The sequence below is a fragment of the Streptomyces sp. NPDC055078 genome (assembly GCF_053607985.1).
This window is the reverse complement of the sequence record NZ_JBSGUP010000458.1, coordinates 1-6,633: the sequence shown is the minus strand read 5'-3', so window position 1 is coordinate 6,633 and position 6,633 is coordinate 1. Positions and strand designations below refer to the sequence as shown.

Annotated in this window: 3 protein-coding genes; 1 reads left to right on the top strand and 2 read right to left on the bottom strand. The window is 66.9% G+C overall.

Annotated elements, in window-relative coordinates; genetic code table 11:
• Nucleotides 1-219: 219 nt before the first annotated feature.
• The gene (locus ACWF94_RS29215) at nt 220-672 is read left to right on the top strand and encodes a JmjC domain-containing protein (RefSeq protein WP_453494939.1); all 453 of its coding nucleotides are present in this window, start codon (nt 220-222) and stop codon (nt 670-672) included.
• A 759-nt stretch (nt 673-1,431) separates the two neighbouring features.
• On the opposite strand, the gene ACWF94_RS29210 is transcribed toward ACWF94_RS29215, so the two are convergent.
• Both ACWF94_RS29210 and mobF read right to left on the bottom strand, forming a co-directional pair.
• Entirely contained in the window at nt 1,432-1,722 is a 291-nt protein-coding gene (locus ACWF94_RS29210; RefSeq protein WP_453494936.1) for a hypothetical protein, read from the bottom strand.
• A gap of 17 nt (nt 1,723-1,739) precedes the next feature.
• Complete coding sequence (gene mobF / locus ACWF94_RS29205) at nt 1,740-6,518, bottom strand: MobF family relaxase (protein ID WP_453494933.1); 4,779 nt, start codon at nt 6,516-6,518, stop codon at nt 1,740-1,742.
• Nucleotides 6,519-6,633: the final 115 nt, after the last annotated feature.

Genomic DNA, 6,633 nt, shown 5'->3' with positions numbered 1-6,633 from the left:
CCCCGGGACCCCCACCCCCCCACCCCCCCCGGCGCCCACGTTGACCCCCCGCCGGGGCCCCCGCCTAACCCCCCACCCCCCCCCCGGCAACTGTGGGCGGGCGGAGGCGCGGGCGCCGCTGTCCCGGCACACCGTCGCCAACTGCTGGACCCGGCATGGCTGCACACGCTCCCCCTGCCCGTCGGGGAACAGCGTGCGTCAACCCAGACCGTGGCGCTGATGGACCGCGGAGGGAATTTCCAGCGCGAGGTCACACCTACTGCGGTGGCCCGCGCCTACCAGGAGCGGCCCCGAACCCGCGTGTATGAAAGTGCCGACGCCCGCAGTGACGGCTGGTACGGCCTCGTCGCCCTCCACCTCGCACGGGCACTCCGCCACCGCGTCATCTGCACCATGTACGAATCGAACACCGGAGACAGCACCCTCGGGCGCCACCACGACGCCTGGGACGGAGTAGTCGTCCAACTGCGCGGCACGAAACACTGGACCCTCTGGCCAGACGAACCCCGTGATCCGCTGGAGCTGGTCACCGAGACGGGCGACCTTCTCCTGCTCCCCCACGGCATGGAACACGATGTCAGCACGCCCGGAACACCCGGCTACTCGGTGCACGCCGTCTTCGCAGCCACCAGTCACCACCTCGGAGAAGGACGACTCACTCGTGCTGGCTGACCGTTCGGCACTGAAAGAGCCAACCGGCGCACGGGCAGCCCCTACCCGACAGGGTGCCGCCGTCACCGGACTCTACGGACCCGGCGCGGCGCATTGCCTCAGTCGTCCTAGACGGGGCGTTGACTCACAGCCCTGGGCGGTCGCACACACTCAAGCCGGCAGTGACGGACAAGGAAGACATGACACGCACCAGCCCGCCGATGTGGCTCAACCTGAAAGTTAACGGGTCCCACCAGCCACTCTCCGCAGTGGCCCTCAGCGCTTGGTTCTGGATCCTCCGGGACGAGGCTCTCGCGCCTCCAACACCTCTCCAGGCCGCGACGCTGGCCCGACGCTACGGAGTGCACAACCCCGGTGAACTTCTCATGATTGCCGACCTTGCTCTCGGCCGCTCGCGGATCCAGCGCCGAACCTACTGACTCAACCCGCGCTCTTTCGAACCCATCCCGCTCCGGGATCAGGAAGTCGGCAGCGTAGTGGTACTGGAGAGCACATTCAGCGTCAACTACTATCTCCGCTTCCTCAGGCGGCCTGATCACTGCAGAGAACGGGAATTTCGTCCTGAGTCAGCTCTCACGCCTCGGACTCACGAGTTGCCTCAGGAATTCTCATGATTTCCCTGGCTCGCACCAAGCAGTGGAGAGTACGAAGGTAGCAGTTGGTACCCAAAGGCCGCACGCTCAACTCCGATCGGCGGACCTCCCCCCGAGAGTGTGAATGAATAGACAACGGAAAATACCTCGACCAAAGAGTGAGGGGTTAGCTCCCAGTTGGATTACCAACTGGGAGCTGTCCGTTGAGTAGTTGCCTGATGGCCTCCTCGTAGATCTCCACGGTCCGCCGGAGTTCGTGGTTCTCCTCAGCCAGCTTGTCGCTCCGGTTGGGGCTCGTCTCAAATGCGGCGTCGAGGGCGCGCAGGCGATGGTCGAGTGTGCCCTTGGCCGGTGGGGCGTGTCCCAGCACGGCCTGGCGAGCCTCCCTTTCAGCCAGCCAGTCGGCCAGCCTTCCCTGCTGCTCGTGGCTGAGACCGTTATTCGCGTTTCCGTCCATGATTCCCTACCTCCTTCTTAGGCTCCGGGTCCCCGGTGTGGGCCGGATGGGCGCGCGGACTGTCCGTGCCGCTGCTGTTCGTCCTGAGCGTTCTGTTGCGCTCGTCGGTCCAGTCGATTGGCGTGTGCGGACGCTGGCGGGCCTGTTGTGGACAGGCCGTGGCGAGCACGTTGTGCTGTACGCAGGGTGTCGATCTCGGCCAGTCGTTGCCGGATGCGTGACCGTTGGAAAAGCGTCATCGCGTCATGCAGTTCGGTCCACTGGGTGCGAAGTTCGGCTTCGTCCGGACATTCTCCTATCGGTTCGTTGGATTCAGTCTGGTGGAGCATTCGCCACAGTGCCAAAGCAGTTACGACTTGCTTCCACTGTGCCTGCTGCTCTGGGTCCTCGGTGTCGGGGGTGGGGATGTTCCGGACCCATTGCTCCAGTGAGCCTTCGTCCTCTATGGCCTGGTGCAGTGCGATGTCGGCGAACGCGTTGGCGGCGCGGGTGAGTGCTTCCCGGTCGTCCTGTTCGGGGATGCGGGAGTCGAGTAGCCGGTAGTGGAGGTTCTCCGCGGTCTGGGCTGCGATGCGGGCACCGATGTCGGGGTTGTCGGGCCGGGCGCGGGCAGCGGCCGAAGCGTGAGCGCGCCGTGCCATCTCTGCGATACGGGCCTGGAGGACGGACCAGGCGTGAGCGTCGTGAGGGTCGTCGGGTGCGGGGCCGATGCCTTCGGTTGCGTCGTCGTTCACGGTGTTCCGGATACGCCAGGCTTCTGCGAGTGCGGCGGTGCGTTCCCACAGGTTCCGCAGGTCCGTTCCTGTGTGCGGGACGGGTCCGAGGACGCGAGCCCACATGGGCGGCTCTGCGGCGAGGAGGGCGCCGTTGTGTTCCAGGCGTTGGGCAAGGACGATCCGCCGTTCGACGAGGTGCTGGCGCCAGCCTTCCGGAGTGTCCGTGTCCCGCAGGGCATGCGAGGGTGCCAGCCAGTCGGGGAGTGGACCGGTGTGGTCTGCATCGCGGGCGGGGCCGTGGGGGAGCTGTTCCCGGAGGCGGCGTTCCGCGCGGATGCGGTCGTCGATGATCTGTGCGCGGCGCAGCCGTTCGCGGGCAGTTTCCTGGCGGTGGAAGTTGCTGGTGAGTTCCTGGATCGTGAGGTGAACTGGCTGGTGTGCTGTGTGGTTCGCGCCCTTTCGGGGTTCTCGCTGCCAGTCTTCCCGCATCCGGTCGACCGGCCGCATGGCCTTCCGTAACCACTGCTCCCGGCGCAGGGTCGCATGGTCCGACGCCGCTGTTCGTTCGGTGTCGTGCGTCCCTTCCAGGGCGGCCCGGCGCATGGACCGCCGGGCATCGGCGATGGCCCCGCTGAGTTCGGCCCGGGTGAGATGGCCGTAGGTACGGCGTGGCCACGCCGGGTGGGGCAGGCCGTCCGCGACGACGGTTCGCGGCTGGCCGGCGACAGCCGCGTCGGCACGGTGGAGTTCTTGCAGTGCTTGGTGTCGGAGGGAATCCGCGCGCTTCAGCAGCTGGGTCAGCAGAGCGTTGTCCAGATGCTTGAGCGGGCGGCTTCGACCAGGCTGTTGCTCTCGCTCCGCGGCGCGTTCGGCGGCCTCCCGGCCTTCGGTTACGCGGACGGTGATGCGCCATGACAGGACGGCGGCAGGGTCCTCGGCGTCTGCGAAGCCGCGTTCCGCATGGGCGGCTGCGAGCAGAGTACCGGCGTCCCATCCGTCGGATTCGGCGGTGCGGAGCGAGCGCTCCACAGCGGGCCAGGCGTCGGACTCGATGAATGCCTCGGCTGCGGAACCCAGGACCCGGCGCGCAAGCCGTGTGAGGCGGTGACCGACCGCTCGGGCATGGACGTCTGTGTACTCCGCCGCGAGCTGGGCGATGCCGTAGACGCGCTCCTGCTCGGCCCGGATCGTCTCGTGAGCTGAGACTTGCGCGCGGCTGCTATGGGCGATCGTGTCGAGCACATCGCGCATGCCTTGTCTCTCATCGGTCGCTGCGTACAGCCAGTTGGAACGACGGCCGCGGGTGACCATGACATACGCCGCCTCCCGGCTGGTCCGCGCGGTGATCAGACCGTGGGCCATGTCCACGGTCAGGCCCTGGGCGCGGTGCACCGTACTCGCGTAGCCGAGTTCTGTGTGCCTGCGGAGATACCGGGCGGGCAGCACGACACGGCCCCCGTGCCCGGTGTGCCGAACAGTCGCGTTACCGGACGGTTCCAGCCTCTCGATGTGCCACTGGTCTCCGTTCTTGACGTAGTCGTGTCCACCACGCACGGGGATACGGGACTGGTTCTTCCGTGTGATGATGACGTCGCCCACGGCTGCGCGGAGGTCGTCGCGCAGGGCGACGGAGCGTGTCAGGTCAAGGTTCCCGGAGGCGAGCTGGAATGCCTGGGCGCGGATGTTGAGCTCGCGCACGGCGTCAGTGTCGTCCGCCATCATCAGCGCGTGCAGTCCTGCTTCAGTGTCGGTCTGCCAGGCGGTGAAGACTGCGTCGAGCATGGCGTCGGGCGTCCCGCCGACGATGCGGTTCTCGGTGAGGTACCAGCGCCATGCATCGGGCGGATCAGCGTGACGCAGGGCGAGGCTGGCCTGCCCTTCGCCGTCCGTTTGGAATCGGTGCAGGGTCTCCAGCCCTGCGGCTCCTACTTCGTTGGCCACTCGTCGCAGGTCGCCGCCGGCCTCTACGGAGCCCAGCTGAGCGGGGTCCCCAATGAGCCTGACCAGAGCACCTGATGCCTCTGCTTCATCGGTGATGCGGGCGATCCGCCGATTGCCGGCCATGAACGCTTCGTCGACGACGATGACGTCGCCGGGGCGGAGGGTGAAGTCGTCCTTCACTTTCCTCCCCTCGGCGAGCCGGTCGCGTTGTGCCAGCCATCGGTGCACGGTGTGCGCACGTACCCCGAGTTCGGCTTCCATGACTTTGGCCGCCCGGCTGGACGGGGCGAGGGCTATCAGGCGGCCATCGGAGGCCGCCACGGCATCCCGTACCAGCTGGAGCGCGGTTGTCTTGCCTGAGCCGGCGGGACCGAAGCCCAGCACGAGTAACCGTTCCGAGCAGGCGAACGCTTCGGCGAGCCGTCGCTGCCCGGTGTCGAGAGGCGGGCCGATGAACCGGTTGGCGACTGTCGCGAACGCGTCTCGCCCCAGAGCCGGAATGACGGATCTTCTCGCGGCTTCGAGGATGCGGGAGCCGACGGCCAGCGTCTCCTCCGACGTGTAGAGCTGCGACTCACGCCGCCGGTAGATGCTGGTGCCGTCCGCCCGCAGCAGTGGTGCGAAAGGGGGGTGGAGATCGGGGGGTGTGATATCGATCGATCCCTGCTGGAGCACCTGCTGTGTGATGCGTTCGGCCAGCCCCCGGGTGTCGCCGCGGCCACCAGTCAGCCGGACGACCTGGCGCCGGGCTTCGGCCAGGACGTGACGCTCGCCCCATACCGTACGCTCCTCGGCTACGGTGTTCAGCACGTCACGGGCCGCCTCCTCGACGTTCACGGCAGCAACGGGATCCCGGCTCGCCACCCCGTCCCGGGCCACGCGACGGAGGTGTTCCAGCAGGCCGTCGATCCTTGCTGCGCCGAACAGTGCGGTGGCCTCGGAGCGCCAGGACGATCGCAGAACGGACAGTGCCCGTGCTTTCTTCTTCTTCGGGCGAGAGAGCTGAGCGGCCTGCTGGATGAGCGCCATGCGGGCGCCGATGTCAGGGTCTCGCCCGTGGCGGCTCCGGTACTCGGTGAGAAGTTTGTCGAGGTCGCGGCGGATGTCGTGGGCCCGCTTGGAGAACGCCTGGAGCAGGTCGTCGCCGAGTCCTCTGATGGCCATGACGGGCCGCTTGCCGGGGGTGACTTCCCTCTCTTCAGCCTGGACGCCGAGTCGTCGGCAGAGTTCTTCGATGACGCGCTGGTTGTACAGCTCGCTGGCTGCCACTCCCATGGCGTACAGCAGTTTGCCGTCGACGCTGCGCCATTTGCCGTCCATACCACGGACCTTGTTGGCGATGACGACGTGGTCGTGTAGCAGCGGGTCTCCAAGCCGGCTGTCGTAGTGCCGGTAGCGTGCGGCGATCAGCCCCTGGACGTCTTCCTGGGCGATGCCGTTGATGCCGGTCCGGGTCGCCAGTGCGTTCTGCTCGATCCATTCCAGTGTGTCGGCGATGGCCTGCTCGTGGGCTTCCTCTACCTCACGGCATGTCTCTTCGTCGCACAGTCCCCACAGGATGGAGGCGTACTTGTTGCGGAAGACGAGGTCGTACCCCGCGACGGCTTGCCGGTCGCACGAGGTGTTCGCGCTGATGTAGCGGCTCAGTTCCTCGGCGTCCTTCGGGGACCGGCCGAAGTCCTCCCGGAAGGCAATGGCACCGACCTTGCCGCGAAGACTTTTGCGTTCGGTGTCCGTTGCCTCTCGGCCCTGGCGGGTTTCGAAGTCCTCGATAGTGTCCTGGATCTTGGCGGCGAGTGGTCCCTCGGTCTGCTCGTACCGGTAGTACCGCCGACCGAGGCGGGCCTCCCGAAGGGCGGCAGTGGTGCTCAGCCCCTGGGCTGTGGCCTGCTCGATGATCTGGTCGGCGTCGGGATGCATTCCCTCGCCGAACAGAGCTTTCATCTGTGCCTCTGCGACGGTGCCGGACACGCCCAGGCCGCTGGCCCCAGTGCCGATCCAGACACCGGGCGGGTTGCCCTCGGCGGTGTAGTAGTCGCTGAGCTCGCGCCGGCCAGAGCGCCGTTCATCTCCGGTCACGATCTCACGCGTGTAGTACAGGTAACCATCCCCCGCGCTGAGCTTGTGGATGGTCATCATGCATTCAGCGTACCTTGTGACATTGTGAATGCAAGAGCTTCGATCGCGCTCAAGGCGCGGGTGTGCATGAGGAGTTGGGGATGGTGAGGTACGAGCCGAGCCAACGACGCTGCAC